General features: G+C 70.6%; 17 protein-coding genes and 1 tRNA gene. 3 read left to right on the top strand and 15 right to left on the bottom strand.

The features are described 5' to 3' along the window. Positions 1-14: 14 nt before the first annotated feature. A complete protein-coding gene (locus tag AC1D1T_RS01110) occupies positions 15-1,040 on the bottom strand; it encodes a DUF3667 domain-containing protein (protein WP_477825131.1) in 1,026 nt (341 codons plus the stop codon). Between the two features lie 73 nt (positions 1,041-1,113). After that, a tRNA-Arg gene (locus AC1D1T_RS01105) sits at positions 1,114-1,189 on the bottom strand. Positions 1,190-1,316: 127 nt separating this feature from the next. Between AC1D1T_RS01105 and AC1D1T_RS01100 the strand changes: the two genes are divergently transcribed. Then, positions 1,317-1,919, top strand: coding sequence for a c-type cytochrome (locus AC1D1T_RS01100; RefSeq protein ID WP_477825130.1), 603 nt, complete (start codon positions 1,317-1,319; stop codon positions 1,917-1,919). 57 nt (positions 1,920-1,976) lie between these two features. On the opposite strand, the gene AC1D1T_RS01095 is transcribed toward AC1D1T_RS01100, so the two are convergent. The 4 genes from AC1D1T_RS01095 to purU are packed head-to-tail and all read right to left on the bottom strand — an operon-like array spanning position 1,977 to position 4,889. Then, positions 1,977-2,510: a DUF2946 family protein gene (locus AC1D1T_RS01095; protein ID WP_477825129.1), complete on the bottom strand. Its 534-nt coding sequence runs from the start codon at positions 2,508-2,510 to the stop codon at positions 1,977-1,979. A 20-nt stretch (positions 2,511-2,530) separates the two neighbouring features. Further along, on the bottom strand, positions 2,531-3,532 hold the full coding sequence (locus tag AC1D1T_RS01090; RefSeq protein ID WP_477825128.1) for a YheT family hydrolase: 1,002 nt from the start codon (positions 3,530-3,532) through the stop codon (positions 2,531-2,533). A gap of 10 nt (positions 3,533-3,542) precedes the next feature. After that, on the bottom strand, positions 3,543-3,992 hold the full coding sequence (locus AC1D1T_RS01085; RefSeq protein ID WP_477825127.1) for a YybH family protein: 450 nt from the start codon (positions 3,990-3,992) through the stop codon (positions 3,543-3,545). Positions 3,993-4,004: 12 nt separating this feature from the next. Further along, entirely contained in the window at positions 4,005-4,889 is an 885-nt protein-coding gene (purU, locus tag AC1D1T_RS01080) for a formyltetrahydrofolate deformylase (protein ID WP_047508400.1), read from the bottom strand. A 122-nt stretch (positions 4,890-5,011) separates the two neighbouring features. Between purU and AC1D1T_RS01075 the strand changes: the two genes are divergently transcribed. Together AC1D1T_RS01075 and AC1D1T_RS01070 are read left to right on the top strand one after the other, a co-directional pair. After that, positions 5,012-5,656 (top strand): sigma-70 family RNA polymerase sigma factor, encoded by a 645-nt coding sequence (locus AC1D1T_RS01075; RefSeq protein WP_477842893.1) that lies wholly within the window; start codon positions 5,012-5,014, stop codon positions 5,654-5,656. Then, complete coding sequence (locus AC1D1T_RS01070) at positions 5,656-6,357, top strand: anti-sigma factor (protein WP_477991248.1); 702 nt, start codon at positions 5,656-5,658, stop codon at positions 6,355-6,357. Before AC1D1T_RS01075 ends, AC1D1T_RS01070 begins: the two co-directional genes overlap by 1 nt. Here AC1D1T_RS01070 and AC1D1T_RS01065 read toward each other — a convergent pair. Genes AC1D1T_RS01065 through AC1D1T_RS01025 form a run of 9 tightly spaced genes read right to left on the bottom strand, consistent with a single transcriptional unit; the run spans position 6,333 to position 13,717 of the window. After that, positions 6,333-7,862 carry a sensor histidine kinase gene (locus AC1D1T_RS01065; protein ID WP_477991246.1) on the bottom strand — a complete coding sequence of 510 codons (1,530 nt, stop codon included), beginning with the start codon at positions 7,860-7,862 and terminating at the stop codon, positions 6,333-6,335. The genes AC1D1T_RS01070 and AC1D1T_RS01065 overlap by 25 nt on opposite strands. Before the next feature lie 26 nt (positions 7,863-7,888). Then, entirely contained in the window at positions 7,889-8,890 is a 1,002-nt protein-coding gene (gene waaF / locus AC1D1T_RS01060; protein WP_477824591.1) for a lipopolysaccharide heptosyltransferase II, read from the bottom strand. Between the two features lie 9 nt (positions 8,891-8,899). Beyond that, positions 8,900-9,109, bottom strand: a complete 210-nt coding sequence (locus AC1D1T_RS01055; protein WP_465110256.1) for a zinc-finger domain-containing protein — start codon at positions 9,107-9,109, stop codon at positions 8,900-8,902. A 7-nt stretch (positions 9,110-9,116) separates the two neighbouring features. Further along, positions 9,117-10,040 carry a branched-chain amino acid transaminase gene (locus AC1D1T_RS01050; protein ID WP_047508415.1) on the bottom strand — a complete coding sequence of 308 codons (924 nt, stop codon included), beginning with the start codon at positions 10,038-10,040 and terminating at the stop codon, positions 9,117-9,119. Positions 10,041-10,096: 56 nt separating this feature from the next. After that, complete coding sequence (locus tag AC1D1T_RS01045) at positions 10,097-10,519, bottom strand: hypothetical protein (RefSeq protein ID WP_477824590.1); 423 nt, start codon at positions 10,517-10,519, stop codon at positions 10,097-10,099. Continuing rightward, a complete protein-coding gene (locus tag AC1D1T_RS01040) occupies positions 10,516-11,313 on the bottom strand; it encodes a metallophosphoesterase family protein (RefSeq protein WP_477824589.1) in 798 nt (265 codons plus the stop codon). The genes AC1D1T_RS01045 and AC1D1T_RS01040 overlap by 4 nt, the downstream gene beginning before the upstream one ends. Before the next feature lie 23 nt (positions 11,314-11,336). Next, on the bottom strand, positions 11,337-11,600 hold the full coding sequence (locus AC1D1T_RS01035) for a DUF6587 family protein (RefSeq protein ID WP_465110252.1): 264 nt from the start codon (positions 11,598-11,600) through the stop codon (positions 11,337-11,339). 15 nt (positions 11,601-11,615) lie between these two features. Further along, positions 11,616-13,460 carry a ferrous iron transporter B gene (gene feoB, locus AC1D1T_RS01030; protein WP_052212607.1) on the bottom strand — a complete coding sequence of 615 codons (1,845 nt, stop codon included), beginning with the start codon at positions 13,458-13,460 and terminating at the stop codon, positions 11,616-11,618. Then, complete coding sequence (locus tag AC1D1T_RS01025) at positions 13,457-13,717, bottom strand: FeoA family protein (protein WP_047508431.1); 261 nt, start codon at positions 13,715-13,717, stop codon at positions 13,457-13,459. Before AC1D1T_RS01025 ends, feoB begins: the two co-directional genes overlap by 4 nt. Positions 13,718-13,784: the final 67 nt, after the last annotated feature.

The following is a 13,784-nucleotide window of genomic DNA, read 5'->3' as shown; positions in this document are numbered from 1 at the left end:
GGATGAACTCGCGATCAGGCCATCGACAGCGCCAGGATGGCGGCCAGGAACAGCAGCAAGGCCGCCAGGCACACGCACAGCAGCACGCCGGTGCGCCACACGGTCGACGACCACGTCAGGCCATGGGTTTCGCGCAGGTGCACGGCCAGGTGCACCGGCGGCACGAGGATCAGCAGCGGCGCGACGAAGCCCCGGGCAGGGGTGCCGTACAGCAGCGCCGCGACCGTCACCAGCAGCGACATGAAGGTCAGCGAGTAGAGCGAGAAGACGGCATGGTCGTACATCGCGATGCCGCGCCGCCAGAAGAACATCAGCCACAGGAACGGCAGCGAGATCGGCACCAGCAGGAACGAGAACTTGTAGGCCGTGCCCTTGAGCTTGTAGAGCGCCAGTTCCGGGTTGTCGATGGCGTGGCGGATCGCGGCATCGAGCTGCGCGTTGCCGGTGTCGACGCGGGTCCGGTGCTGTCCGTCGACCGGGCTCGAGGCCGGCGCGGCAGTCGCCCTCGGCGAGGCGTCGAAGGCCTGGAGGGCCTCGCCTTGCATGCGGGCCTCCTGGCGGGCTTCGGCCAGTTCGGCGAGTGCGTCGGTGATGTCTGCTCCCTGCGCCCGGATCCGGGCGAGTTCCTGCTCTGCCTTGGCGACCGCCGCATCGGCGTCCTTCACCTCGGCCAGCAGGTCGGCCCGTTCGGACGCGGCACCGGCAAGACGGTCCGGCGTTCCCTTGGGCCCGAGCGACACCACGAAGAACATCAGGAACACCGTGAACAGGAAGAGCGCCAGCGGCGACACGTAGCGCACGCGCTGGCCGTCGATGTAGCGGCGCGTCAGCAGGCCGGGCCGCGCCACCAGCAGCGGCAGCGTGCGCCAGCCCTTGGCCTCGAAGTGCAGCAGGCCGTGCAGGACCTCCTCGCCCAGGTGCAGCAGCGAGCGGTGCAGGTGGCCGCTCTGGCCGCAGGCGTGGCACCAGGCACCGCGCAGTGTCTCGCCGCAGTTGCGGCACGCCTTGTGTGCATCGTCGCTCACCGAAGCAGCGCGCATGGGGATCGTTCTTCCGTGAAGTGAAGCGATGGTGCTGCGGTGCCGTGGCCGTGGTGTGCCGGTCGTGCGGAAATGGTGCGCCCGGCTGGGATCGAACCAGCAACCCCTGCCTTCGGAGGGCAGTACTCTATCCATTGAGCTACGGGCGCGAAGTGCGGGATTCTACAGTGGCCGCCGCCGACCCCGGGTGAGCCCGGTGGCGCGCCGGGAGGGGCCCTCTATAATCCCGCGGTTTTGCCAGTATCGCCAGCCAACGGATACGCCTCGAGGAACTCCATGAGCGACGCCCACAGCACTCCCGAACACGACGCCCCGCACGAGGGTCCGATCAAGACGCCCAAGCAGCTGATCCTCGCGGTGTTCTTCGCCTTCGTGATCCCGATCGTGGCCATCATCCTGCTCGTCAGCTACGTCGAGGCCGATCACCAGCCCGCCGCCGGCAGCGATGGCCTGAAGGCCGAGGCCGTCGCCAAGCGCATCCAGCCGATCGCCGGCTACGAGGTCAAGGACCTGTCCGATCCCGCCTCGCTGAAGAGCGGCGAGCAGGTCTTCGCCGCCCAGTGCACCGCCTGCCACACCGCCGGCGTCGCCGGCGCGCCGAAGTTCGGCGACACCGCGGCCTGGGCACCGCGCATCCCGCAGGGCTACGACGTGTTGCTGACCCACGCGCTGAAGGGCAAGGGCGCGATGGGCCCGCAGGGCGGCGGCGATTTCAGCGATGTCGAGATCGGCCGCGCCGTCGTCTACATGGCCAACAAGGGCGGCGCCAAGTTCGCCGAACCTGCGGCCGCGCCGGCCTCCGGTGCTGCGCCCGCGGGTGCAGCTTCCGCCGCCGAAGCCGCCCCGGCCGCATCGGCCGCCGCCTCCGCCGTGAAGTAGATCAAGCGGGACGCAAGTCCACGCCCGCCCGACGAAGCCGGCCTCGCGCCGGCTTTTTCATGCCAGGCGCTGCGGACTCAGGCAGACACCGAACTGCTGCAGCAAGGCCGCCTGCTCGACCGGCTGCGGCACCCACCAGCCGCGCTCGACGGCATCGGCCGCGGCCTCCATGTCGAGCGTGTGCACGATGCCCAGGCCCAGCTCGGTGCCGAGGTACAGCCGCCCCGCTTCGTCCAGCCAGGCGCTCTCCATGCGCGCCGCGCGGCCGGTGTGCGATTCGAGCTGCGGCGGCGCCTCCGGTTGCGCGGCCAGCCGCCACACCCAGGGCGCCGCCTCCAGCTCGACGAACACCTGCTGCGGCCCGTTCTGGAAGAACCAGCGGCCGCGCGCATCGCCCTCGTAGTTGCGCCCGATGAACTCGCGCAGCTTGTCATGCCGGATCACGCTGCCCTTGACCTGCGGGAACGCACCCGCCGCCTGCACGCGGTCGTCGCGCATGTACCACTCGCCGCGCGCATCGAGCGCGAGCCAGCCGACGCAGGCCGGCACGTTGGGCCACTTCTTCAGTGCAGCCTTGACCATCTCGTCCATCGCGGCTCCTTTCGGGTCGGTCAGCGCGCAGGCGGATGGCCCGCATGCGGAGCCAGCCATCCCATGACCTGCTCCGGCAATGTCATCACATGCCCGGGCCAAGCCCCCGCCGGGAATCCCACGTGGCCGCCATGGTGCGGCTGCCACAGCGTGACGAACGGGCCGACATCGGCCTGCCTCGGCAGGCTGTGCGCCGGCACGAACGGGTCGTTGCGCGCATTCAGCACCAGCGCCGGCACGCGGATGCGGTGCAGGTGCGGCTTGGCCGAACCCCGCTTCCAGTAGTCGTCGGTGTCGCGAAAGCCGTGCAGCGGCGCGGTGAACACGTTGTCGAACGCGTACAGGTCGCGCACCGCGCGCAGCCGCTCGCGGTCGAACAGGCCGGGGTGCTGATCCCACTTGCGCAGCGCCTTCGGGATCATCGTGCGCAGGAACATGCGCGTGTAGACATGCCGGTTGAAGCCGCGCCCGATCGCCTGCCCGCCGGCCGCCAGGTCGATCGGCGACGAGATCGCGCAGACCCCGCGCACCACCGCCGAGGCCGTGTCGCCCGCCTCCTCGGCCCAGCGCAGCAGCGCATTGCCGCCGAGCGACACGCCCACCGCGACCATCGGCCCGGCGTGGCCCGCGCGCAGCGTCTGCAGCACCCAGCCGATCTCCTCGAAATCGCCGGAGTGGTACGCACGCGGCGCGAGGTTGATCTCGCCCGAGCAGCCGCGGAAGTGCGGCACCACGTAGCGCCAGCCGCGCTCGCGCGCCCAGTGCGCGAAGGCCTGCGCGTAGTGGCTCGCGGAAGACCCTTCGAGGCCGTGGAACAGCACCAGCATCGGCGCATCGGCCGACTCGTCACCCACCTGGAAATCCACGTCGATGAAATCGCCGTCGGGCGTCGGCCAGCGCTCGCGCCGGTAGACCGGCGCCGGCCCGTGGTAGCGCTTCGAGTACAGCGCCGGCCAGATCGTCTGCAGGTTGCCGCCGACGGCACCGCGGCCACCGAGCCAGCGTGGGGACCGGAAGTCCATGACGGTCACCTCAGTGCAAGACCGCCGGCGTTTCGCCGACCTCCTGCACCTCGCCGACGGAACCGGGGCTCGCATGGTGCGCGACCATGCGCCAGCCGAGCGCCGTCTTCACGTACACGTTGGTCGCGACGACCGAGGCCGCCTGCGGGCCCTCGTTGGTCATCACCTGCACCCGCTCGAGCACGCTGTGCACCGACGTCGATTCGCTGTCGAGCCGCCGCACCTTCTCGGGGTGCGCATCGATCGTGCCGTTCGAGAACATCGACTCGAACGCGGCGCGGATCGCCGCCGGCCCGACCACCCGCGGCCCACCCGGGTGCACGCAGGTGATGTCGTCGTCGTCGGACCAGACCGCCATCAGCTTCTCGATATCGCCGCGCTGCAGCGCCTCGTAGAACTGCTGCTCGGTGTCATCGGCCGAGGACAGCAGCGCGGCGGCGGGCGGTTTGGGACGGGCCATCGGCAGGGTTCCTTATCGGAAGACGACGGTCTTCTGACCGTTCAGCAGCACACGGTGCTCGACATGCCAGCGCACCGCGCGCGCCAGCACCATGCATTCGACATCGCGGCCGACCGCGGTGAAGTCCTGCGCGCTCAGCGAATGGTCGACGCGGGCCACGTCCTGCTCGATGATCGGCCCCTCGTCGAGGTCGGCGGTCACGTAGTGCGCGGTCGCGCCGATCAGCTTGACGCCGCGGTCGTGCGCCTGGAAGTACGGCTTCGCGCCCTTGAAGCTCGGCAGGAAGCTGTGGTGGATGTTGATCGCCCGGCCCTTCATGAAGCCGCAGAAGCCGGCACTCAGGATCTGCATGTAGCGCGCGAGCACGGTCAGGTCGACCTGCTCGCGCTCGATCAGCGCCTCGACCTGCTGCTCCTGCGCGCGCTTCGCCTCGGGGCTGCTGCCGGCCGGCAGCGGCAGGTGGTGGAACGGGATCTGGTAGCGCTCGGCGAGGCCGGCGAAATCGGGGTGGTTCGACACGACGGCCGCGATGTCGACATTCAGCTGCTGCGAATGCCAGCGGTACAGCAGGTCGTTCAGGCAGTGGCCGTGCTGGCTCACCATCAGCAGCAGGCGCGGGCGGCGCGACAGGTCGTGGAAGGTCGCGTCCATGCCGTACTGCTCGCGCACGCTGGTGAACAGCTTGTCGAGCGTGGCGACCTCGGCCAGGTGCGCCGGCGCCTCGAAGTGCACGCGCATGAAGAAGAGGCCGGTCGCCGACGCTTCGCCGATGTCGCCGAACTGCTGCGAATCCAGGATGTTGCAGCCGGCCTGGTACAGCAGGCCGGAGACGGTGTAGACGATGCCCTTGGTGTCACGGCACGACAGGGTGAGGACGAATTCACGGACAGGCTGCATGGGCGCAGATTGTACGGACGGGGTGGATGCCCCCGGCGGAGCGCCGCACAAGGATGCACGGGATGCCCAGGGATGCATGGGGATGCATAAAATCGCCGCCACGTGAACCACGTCACGCCCCCGTGACTTCCAGCGCCATGGCCGCAGCACCCGCCGAATGGAGTGATCGCAGCAAGGAACTGTCGCAGCTGCTGGCGCGCAGCGGGCTCGGCGACCGCCAGGCCTTCGCGGCGCTGTACGAGCGCACCAGCGCGCATCTGTTCGCCGTCGTGCTGCGTATCAACCGGGACCGGGCGCAGGCGGAAGACGTGCTGCAGGAGGTGTATGTCAACGTCTGGCGTGCCGCGCAGAGCTTCGATGCGGCGCAGAGCCAGCCGCTGACCTGGCTGACCAGCGTCGCACGCAACCGCGCGATCGACAGCCTGCGCCGCAAGCAGACCGAGCCGCAGACGCAGCCGGCGCAGTTCCACGACGACGAGGACAAGGACGTGTACGACGATGTGCCAGACGACGCGCCGACGCCGCTCGAGATGCTGAGCCGGGCCTCGGACGCCCGCGCGCTCGCGCAGTGCATGGACGGCTTGAGCGCGCCGCAGCGGCAGAGCGTGGCGCTCGCGTTCTACGACGGCCTGAGCCATGCCGAGGTGGCCGACCAGATGCGCCAGCCGCTCGGCACCGTGAAATCGTGGGTGCGGCGCGCGCTGCTGTCGCTGAAGGCCTGCCTCGACCATGCCGTGCTGCGCGATGGCCGTGCGCGGGGTGCCTGATGGACTACAGCCGGCCTGAACTGGCCGATCGCCTCGGCGCCGAATACGTCGCCGGCACGCTGCGCGGCCCGGCGCGGCGCCGCTTCGAATCGCTGTTGCCCGGCCACCCAGCGCTGCGCGGTGCGGTGCAGCGCTGGCAGGACCGCCTGATGCCGCTGACCATCACGCTCGCCCCGGTGAAGCCGCCGGCGCGCGTGTGGCGGCGCATCGAGACCCGGCTCGGACTGCGACCCACTGAGGCACCGTCGCAGGCCTGGTGGGCGCGCCTCGCGTTCTGGCGCGTGTTGAGCGGTGTCGCCACCGCCGCAACGCTGGCGCTCGCGTTCATCGTCGCGAGCCCGCCGCCGGCCCAAGCGCCGATCGTCGTGGTGCTGTCGGCCGCTGCGCCGGCCGACCAGCCGAATGCGGTGACGCCGGCCAGCTTCGTCGCGAGCATCAGCGCCGATGGCCGCGCGATGGTGACGCGGCCGCTGACCCCCGTCAGCGTGCGGCCCGACCGCTCGCTCGAACTGTGGGCGCTGCCGCCGAGCGGCGCGCCACGCTCGCTGGGCGTGATCTCGGCCAGCGGGTCGACGGTGGTGCGCCGCGGCCAGGTGCTGCAGGGCACCGCGGCACTGGCCGTCACGCTGGAACCGCCGGGCGGATCGCCGTCGGGCGCGCCGACCGGCCCGGTGCTCTACGCCGGCAAATTGACGCTCTGATCGGCGCTGCGCGGCAGCATCACGCTGAACGTCGAGCCCGCGCCCGGCGTGCTCTCGACCTCGATGCGCCCGCCCATCAGCACGATCAGCGCGCGCGTGATCGCGAGGCCGATGCCGGTGCCCTGGATGCCGCTGCGCGCCTGCGCGAGCCGGTTGAACGGCTCGAACAGCTGCGGCAGGTCCTTCTGCGCGATGCCGATGCCGTCGTCGATCACCTGCAGCAGCACCGCGCCGTCGCGGGCCTCGGCACGCACCCGCACCGAGCCGCCGGCGCGGTTGTACTTCACCGCATTGCTCAGCAGGTTCAGCACCACCTGGCGCAGCCGCGTCGGGTCGGCGCGCACCTGCAGCGCCCGCGCGCCTTCGATCGGCCGCAGCGTCACGCCCGCCTCGCCGGCCTGTGGCGCCAGCATGTCGAGGCATTCGCCGAGCAGCGGGCCGAGCGCGATGTCGGCCGACTCCACCGAGAGCTGGCCGGCCTCGATGCGGCTGTGGTCGAGCAGGTCGCCGATCATGCGCAGCAGGTGCTCACCCGATTCGCGGATCAGCGCGACGCGGCGGTGCTGCGCCACGCTGAGCGGCTCTTCGTCGAGCTCCAGCAGCTGCGCGAAGCCGAGCACCGCGTTCAGCGGCGTGCGCAGCTCGTGGCTCATGCGCGACAGGAACTCGGTCTTCGCGCGGTTCGCCGCATCGGCCGTCGCGGCGGCGGCGCGCGCCTTCTCGAGCTCGCGGTACTCGGTGATGTCCTCCAGGTAGCCGTGCCACAGGATCGAGCCGTCGGGCGCACGCCGCGGCGACGACACCGCCTGCATCCAGCGCAGGCTGCCGTCGGGGTGGTGGTAGCGGTATTCGGTGCGCTGCGTCGCCTTGCTGCGGGCCCAGTTCGACACTGCGGCCATCAGTTCCTCGCGGTCGCTGCGCGCGATGCGGCGGAACATCTCCAGCGCATCGGCCATCAGCTGCTGCGGCGTCAGCCCCAGCACCTCGGTGCAGCGGTCGCTGACGAAAGGGATCTCGGCCCGCCCGTCCGGCCACAGCCGGTACTGGTACAGCACGCCGGGCACGTGGCGCATGATCTGCTGCAGCCGCTCGTCGCGCTCGGCGGCCTCGCCCTGCGCCTGGCGGCGCAGCGTCACGTCGCTCAGCGTGCCGACCATGCGGCGCGGCCGGCCGTCGGGCCACCACTCGACGATGCGGCCGCGCTCGGACAGCCAGCGCCAGCTGCCGTCCTTGTGGCGCGCGCGGTACTCGCTCTCGTAGGCCGGGATCTCGCCGCGCGCATGGCGCAGGTACGCGGCGTGGTTCAGCGGCCGGTCGTCGGGGTGGATCACGCTGTCCCAGCCGGCCTGGGTCGGCAGCATCTCGCCGACCGCGTAGCCGAGCAGCGCGACGCTGCCGTCCATGCCGCTGAGCGCGTCGGCCTCCATGTCCCAGGCCCAGACCGAGGTGCCGGCGCCGACCAGCGCCTCGCGCATCAAGCGATCCTGCTGCAGGTCGGTGGGCATCGTGCGATGTGGCGTTGCGGCCGGTGTCAGGCGGCGCGTAACCGCTCGGCGAGCGCGGCTTCCACCCGCTGCGCACTGACGCCGGTCAGGCAGCGGGTGTGGCCGAAGCGGCAGGTGCGGTCGAAGCAGGGGGCGCAGTCGAGCTGCAGCTCCTCCTTCAGCCAGATCACCTGCGCGCGCGGGTTCAACGGCGGCGTGTGCTCCGGGCTGGTCGAGCCGAACACGGCGACCTGCGGGATGCCGAACGCCGCCGCGACGTGCATCAGCCCGGAATCGTTGCTGACGACACCGCGGGCGCCGGCGATCAGCACCATCGCGTCGATCAGCGTGGTCTTGCCAGCCAGCACGTGGCAGGCGCCGGGCGCGGCCGCGGCGATCTCGTCGCACAGCGCGACTTCCTTGCCCGAGCCGAGCAGCACGATCGGCAGCCCGTGGGCGGCCTGCAGCGAGCGTGCGAGTTCGGCGTAGTGCGAGGCCGGCCAGCATTTGGCGGGACCGTATTCGGCGCCGGGCGCGAAAGCCCAGTACTGCTGCGGCGCCAGGTCGGCCGCGCGGGTCACGCGCTCGAGCGTTGCCGCATCGAACTGCAGGCGGGGCCGTTCACTCTCGGCGGGGCCGCCCGCCAGCGCGCTGTAGAACGCCACCATCGGCGGGCGCCCGCCGGGGTTCGGCAGCCGCTTGTTCAGCAGCAGCGGCCGGCCTTCGCCCTGGTAGCCGATGCGCTGCGCAATGCCGGCGAAGAACGGAATCAGCGCCGACTTGATCGAGTTCGGCAGCACGTAGGCGGTGTCGAAGCGGCCGCGCAGCGTGGCCGCGACACGGCGCCGCGCCGACCAGTCGAGCCGCCCGTGCGCGAACGGCAGCTCGATCACCTCGCGCACGCCGGCCATCGCCCGGTACACCGGCGCGACCCACGGCAGCGCGGCGACCGTCACCTCGTCACCGCGCGCCGCCAGCCGGCCGACCAGCGGCTGCGACATCACCGCGTCGCCGATCCACTGCGGGGCGATCAGCAAGGCGCGGTTCATCGCGTCGGGTCAGTGCGAGTGGAGTTTTTCGCCGGCCTTCAGGCGATACACGGTGCCGCAGTACGGGCACTTGCCTTCGCCGGTCGTCGCGACGTCGATGAACACCTTCGGGTGGGTGCTCCACAGCGCCATCTTCGGGTTCGGGCAGAACACCACGCCGGGGCCCTGCACGTCGTGCGCGGTGACCTCGACCACTTCCTGTTGTTTGCTTGTGCTCATGGGGTCCTCAGACGGCGGTCAGCCATTCGGCGTACTTGGGGTTGCGGCCGTTCACGATGTCGAAGAACGCGCTCTGGATCTTCTCGGTGATGGGCCCGCGCGAGCCGCTGCCGAGCTCGATGCGGTCGAGCTCGCGGATCGGCGTCACCTCGGCGGCGGTGCCGGTGAAGAAGGCCTCGTCGCTGATGTAGACCTCGTCGCGGGTGATGCGCTTCTCGACCAGCTTCAGGCCCAGGTCGTTGCAGATCGCGAAGATCGTGTTGCGGGTGATGCCGTTCAGCGCCCCGGCCGACAGGTCGGGCGTGTAGACCACGCCGTTCTTGATCACGAAGATGTTCTCGCCGGCGCCTTCGCTGACGAAGCCGGAGGCATCGAGCAGCAGCGCCTCGTCGTAGCCGTCCTCGGTGGCTTCCATGTTCGCGAGGATCGAGTTCGTGTAGTTGCTGACCGCCTTGGCCTGCGTCATCGTGATGTTGACGTGGTGGCGGGTGTAGCTGCTGGTCTTCACGCGGATGCCGCGCTTCAGGCCTTCTTCGCCCAGGTAGGCGCCCCAGGACCAGGCGGCGACCATCAGGTGGATCTGGTTGCCCTTCGGGCTCACGCCCAGCTTCTCGGAGCCGATCCAGGTCAGCGGGCGCAGGTAGCAGCTCTCGAGCTGGTTCTCACGCACCACGGTGCGCTGCGCGTCCATCACCTCCTGCAGCGAGAACGGGATCTTCATGCGCAGGATCTTCGCGCTGTTGAAGAGCCGCTCGGTGTGCTCGCGCAGCCGGAAGATCGCCGTGCCGTTGGCCGTCTTGTAGGCGCGCACGCCCTCGAAGGCACCGCACCCGTAGTGCAGCGTGTGGCTGAGCACGTGGATCTTGGCGTCGCGCCAGTCCACCAGTTGCCCGTCCATCCAGATTTTTCCGTCGCGATCGGCCATCGACATGGCAGGCTCCTGTGTGGGGAATGAGGCTGAGGAAATCAGACTGAAAGCAGGCGATTTTACGGATTGGCCGGATCGACCGGGTCCGCGGGGTCCGCCGCAGCCTCGGGAGCGGGCCGCACCAGCGTCCACTTCGCGAGCTTGCCGCCCTTGAACTCCAGCGTGACCTCGCTGCCGCCGTCGTCGGCCCAGGCCCAGGTGTCGCCGTCGGGATCGATCCTGCGGCCGAGGCTGCGCGTCATCGTCACCACCTGCATCATCGTCAGGCCCGCACTCAGCTTCGAGTTCAGCATCACGGTGCTGCCGACGTGGCCGACCGGCGCCTCGCCGGCGTTCTTCATCACGCGCAGCGCGCGGCTGAACTGGATCAGCAGCCAGAACACGATGACCGACGCAGCCATCACGACGCCCTGCCAGCCATAGGCCTGCCACGCTGCCGCCACCGCGATCACCGCGAGGCCCCACCCGACGATTGGATTCATGCGCGCGATGTTACGGGGCGGATCGGGGCACTCGCCTGTGCAGTTTCCACAACGAAGCCGGTTCGCAGCGCGGCGGCCCAGTCCGGGCGGCCGTGTCGATCGGCCCGCTGCGCGGCCGGTTCGGCGTCGTAGGGCACGGCGCGCCATTCGACCTGCCAGCCGGCGGGGCGGCGCGTCAGCAGCGCATAGCGGGCGTGCGGCGTGCCGTTCTCGACGACGTGCGGGTGCGGATGGTCGTCGTCGTAGGCCTGCAGGCCGACGCTGCCGGGGTTGACGACGAGCCGCCCATCCGCCAGCCGCAGCCCACGCGGCACATGGGTGTGGCCGCACAGGATCACACCGTGCGCCACGCCTTGCTGGGCAGCGCCGGCGCGCGCTGTCGCCTCGGCGAGCGTGGCCGGCCGCAGGCCGCCGGGATCGACCGATTCGAGGAAGTAGACGAGGTCGCTGCCGGGCGTGCCGTGGCAGCAGAACACCTCGTCCGACAGCTGCAGCGTGGCCGGCAACCCGGCGAGCCACGCCCGGTGCTGCGGCAGCAGGCGTTCGGCGGCGAACGCATCGGAAGCCCCCATCGCCGCGACATCCGGCACCAGCACCTGGCGCTCATGGTTGCCGCGGATCGTCGGCAGGCCGAGCGCCATCAGCCGCTCGGCGGTCTCGGTGATCCACAGCGGGCCGGACAGGATGTCGCCGAGGTTGACCGCCAGGTCGGCGCCGGTGGTGGCGATGTCGGCCAGCACCGCATCGAGCGCGGGCAGGTTGCCGTGGATGTCGGAGAGGGCGGCCAGTCGCATGCCGCCATTGGACTACGAACCGCTCAGGAACGCCGGTGGATGCGGATCGTCTGCGCCTTGCCGGCCTGCGCCGCCGCGGCCGTCTTCGCGGGCACGTCGCAGCCGTCGCAGCCGCAACCGGCCGGCACCTGCGCGGCGCGCTGCAGGCGTTGCGCGATCGGCGCCGGCCACGACGGCCAGCGGGCGAGGCGCCCGGCGACCGTGCGGCGCAGCGCCGCCGGCATCAGCGCGTTGACCGCGTAGCCGAAGCAGCCGAGGACGATCAATCCGACGATCAGGTCTTGCATGGCGGACCTCCCGGTTCAGGCACCGAGCCACAAGGTGGCGCGGTAGGTGATGAACGATGCGACGTAGGCGAGCGCGAACAGGTAGCCCGCCATGATCAGCGGGTAGCGCCACGAGTTGGTCTCGCGGCGCACCACCGCGAGCGTCGACATGCACTGCGGCGCGAACACGTACCAGGCGAGCAGCGAGTAGGCGGTCGCGATCGACCAGCTCTGCGCGATGACCGGCGCCAGCGAATCGGCCACCTCGCCGGCCGCCGACATCGCATACACCGTGCCGAGCGCACCGACCGCCACTTCGCGTGCGGCCAGTCCCGGCACCAGCGCGATCGAGATCTGCCAGTTGAAGCCGATCGGCGCGAAGATCACTTCGAGCGCGCGACCGAGGTAACCCGCCAGGCTGTACTGGATGGCCGGGCCGGTGGCGCCATCGGGCGGCCCGGGGAAGCTCGACAGGAACCACAGCACCACCGTCAGCGCGAAGATGATCGTGCCGACGCGGCGCAGGAAGATGCGCGCCCGCTCCCACAGGCCGATCGCGAGGTTGCGGACGTTCGGCACCCGGTACGGCGGCAGTTCCAGCATCAGCGGCTGGTAGCTGCTCTTCATCCAGGTGCGCTTGAGCACCCAGGCCACCGCCATCGCCGACAGCACGCCGGCCACGTACAGCACGAACAGCGTCACGCCCTGCAGGTTGAACCAGCCGACGCTGCGCTTCGGCACGAAGGCGCCGATCAGCAGCGCGTAGACCGGCAGCCGGGCCGAGCAGGTCATCAGCGGCGCGACCATGATGGTGGCGAGCCGGTCGCGCCAGTTCGGAATGGTGCGCGTGGCCATGATGCCGGGGATCGCGCAGGCGAAGCTCGACAGCAGCGGGATGAAGGCGCGGCCCGACAGGCCGACCTTGCCCATCACGGTGTCGAGCAGGAACGCGGCGCGCGGCAGGTAGCCCGAGTCTTCCAGCACCAGGATGAACAGGAACAGGATCAGGATCTGCGGCAGGAACACCAGCACGCTGCCGGCGCCCGCGATCACGCCGTCGACCAGCAGGCTGCGCAACGGGCCGTCGGCCATGTGCGCGCTCAGGAACTCGCCGGCCGCGGCCATGCCGTCCTTGATGGCGTCCATCGGCACGTTGGCCCACGAGAACACCGCCTGGAACATCAGGAACAGCAGCGCCGCCAGCAGCACCAGGCCCCACACCGGGTGCATCACCACCGCGTCGATGCGGTGGTTGAAGCGCTTGAACTGCATCGCGCCGGGCACCGCGACCGCCAGGATGCGGCGCACCTCGCGCTGCAGCTCGGGCAGCGTCGGCGTGTCGGCGACGGCCGGCGGCGTCGGCCATTCGGCCTGTTTCTCGAGCTGGGCCAGCAGCGCCTCGTGGCCGCGGCTCTGCACCGCGACGGTCTCGACGACCGGCACGCCGAGCTCGGCCGACAGCTTCGCCACGTCGATCTGCAGCCCGCGCGCGCGCGCCACGTCGGCCATGTTCAGCGAGACGATCATCGGCCGGCCGAGGCGGCGCAGCTCGAGCACCAGGCGCAGGTTCATCGGCAGGTTGGTGGCGTCGACCACCGCGACCAGCGCATCGGGCGCGGCCTCGCCGGCGCGCAGGCCCATCACCATCTCGCGGGTGACCTCTTCGTCGGGCGTGGCCGGCGTCAGGCTGTACGCCCCGGGCAGGTCGATCACCGACACCGTGCGGCCGTTGCGCAGCGTCGCGCTGCCGACCTTGCGCTCGACGGTGACGCCGGCGTAGTTCGCGACCTTCTGGCGCGCGCCGGTCAGCAGGTTGAAGAGGGCCGTCTTGCCGCAGTTCGGGTTGCCGACGAGGGCGATGCGAAGGGCCTCGGCGCTCATGTCGGCAGCCCTTCGACGTTCACCTCGACGCACTGCGCCTCGATCTTGCGCAGCGCGAAGAAGGTCTCGCCGATCTGCACCGCGAGCGGCTCGCGCCCGCCGGGACCGCGGCGCAGCAGTTGCACCGGCTCACCGGGCAGGAAGCCCAGCTCGCTCAGGCGGTGCAGCATCTGCGGATCGGGCGAGCCCTCGGCGCGCAGGCCGATGACGGTGCCACGGGCACCGGCGGGCAGGTCGGAAAGTCGGGGAGCGGTCATACGGGCGGGGGCGGACAAACCAGAGGACGATCACGGCAGGGCGACAGCCGCCCGATGCAAATGATAA

It is taken from the genome of Rhizobacter sp. P2_H3 (assembly GCF_056403355.1).
Note: the sequence above shows the minus strand (reverse complement) of the source record. Positions and strands in the feature narration are given on the sequence as shown.

What these genes read in the sequence shown, in the direction of transcription:
- AC1D1T_RS01110 (WP_477825131.1), bottom strand. Translation starts at nt 1,040, where the DNA reads ATGCGCGCTGCTTCGGTGAGCGACGATGCACACAAGGCGTGCCGCAAC.
- AC1D1T_RS01100 (WP_477825130.1), top strand. Translation starts at nt 1,317, where the DNA reads ATGAGCGACGCCCACAGCACTCCCGAACACGACGCCCCGCACGAGGGT.
- AC1D1T_RS01095 (WP_477825129.1), bottom strand. Translation starts at nt 2,510, where the DNA reads ATGGACGAGATGGTCAAGGCTGCACTGAAGAAGTGGCCCAACGTGCCG.
- AC1D1T_RS01090 (WP_477825128.1), bottom strand. Translation starts at nt 3,532, where the DNA reads ATGGACTTCCGGTCCCCACGCTGGCTCGGTGGCCGCGGTGCCGTCGGC.
- AC1D1T_RS01085 (WP_477825127.1), bottom strand. Translation starts at nt 3,992, where the DNA reads ATGGCCCGTCCCAAACCGCCCGCCGCCGCGCTGCTGTCCTCGGCCGAT.
- purU (WP_047508400.1), bottom strand. Translation starts at nt 4,889, where the DNA reads ATGCAGCCTGTCCGTGAATTCGTCCTCACCCTGTCGTGCCGTGACACC.
- AC1D1T_RS01070 (WP_477991248.1), top strand. Translation starts at nt 5,656, where the DNA reads ATGGACTACAGCCGGCCTGAACTGGCCGATCGCCTCGGCGCCGAATAC.
- AC1D1T_RS01065 (WP_477991246.1), bottom strand. Translation starts at nt 7,862, where the DNA reads ATGCCCACCGACCTGCAGCAGGATCGCTTGATGCGCGAGGCGCTGGTC.
- waaF (WP_477824591.1), bottom strand. Translation starts at nt 8,890, where the DNA reads ATGAACCGCGCCTTGCTGATCGCCCCGCAGTGGATCGGCGACGCGGTG.
- AC1D1T_RS01055 (WP_465110256.1), bottom strand. Translation starts at nt 9,109, where the DNA reads ATGAGCACAAGCAAACAACAGGAAGTGGTCGAGGTCACCGCGCACGAC.
- AC1D1T_RS01050 (WP_047508415.1), bottom strand. Translation starts at nt 10,040, where the DNA reads ATGTCGATGGCCGATCGCGACGGAAAAATCTGGATGGACGGGCAACTG.
- AC1D1T_RS01045 (WP_477824590.1), bottom strand. Translation starts at nt 10,519, where the DNA reads ATGAATCCAATCGTCGGGTGGGGCCTCGCGGTGATCGCGGTGGCGGCA.
- AC1D1T_RS01040 (WP_477824589.1), bottom strand. Translation starts at nt 11,313, where the DNA reads ATGCGACTGGCCGCCCTCTCCGACATCCACGGCAACCTGCCCGCGCTC.
- AC1D1T_RS01035 (WP_465110252.1), bottom strand. Translation starts at nt 11,600, where the DNA reads ATGCAAGACCTGATCGTCGGATTGATCGTCCTCGGCTGCTTCGGCTAC.
- feoB (WP_052212607.1), bottom strand. Translation starts at nt 13,460, where the DNA reads ATGAGCGCCGAGGCCCTTCGCATCGCCCTCGTCGGCAACCCGAACTGC.
- AC1D1T_RS01025 (WP_047508431.1), bottom strand. Translation starts at nt 13,717, where the DNA reads ATGACCGCTCCCCGACTTTCCGACCTGCCCGCCGGTGCCCGTGGCACC.